Source organism: Streptococcus sp. HMSC070B10, from assembly GCF_001808665.1.
Lineage (GTDB): Bacteria > Bacillota > Bacilli > Lactobacillales > Streptococcaceae > Streptococcus.
The window spans coordinates 1-343 of record NZ_KV794156.1 but is presented as its reverse complement, the minus strand read 5'-3'; the positions used below and the strand labels follow the sequence as shown (position 1 = coordinate 343).

1 pseudogene is annotated in these 343 nt (G+C 35.9%); it reads right to left on the bottom strand.

Annotated elements, in window-relative coordinates:
* A pseudogene (locus HMPREF2613_RS04880) lies at positions 1–343 on the bottom strand (hypothetical protein); the annotation flags it as partial.

The following is a 343-nucleotide window of genomic DNA, read 5'->3' as shown; positions in this document are numbered from 1 at the left end:
GTCGCAATTTCAATGGCCATAATATACATAGCTCTTTTATCAACAGTGAGAAGGTCAAGGTGGGTAGAAGCTAAACGTAGACAGTCTCCTTTTTCTCGATAGTCTGTTGCTGGATTGTCTTCAAAATCTAATTCAAGATTTTCATATACATGACTCCCAAATTTGTTGGTAATCCCTTCTTTCAACTGAACATTATTCCATCTATTATCATGCATCCACTTATTCAATTTCAAGTGAATAGTTGGGTCTGTTTTAAATGGGCGAGTATTCCCAAAGTAAGAAAAATCTACTGGCTTACAATCTTTAGTGTCAAACCACATCCTTTTCGCTAGTTCCATGTAAT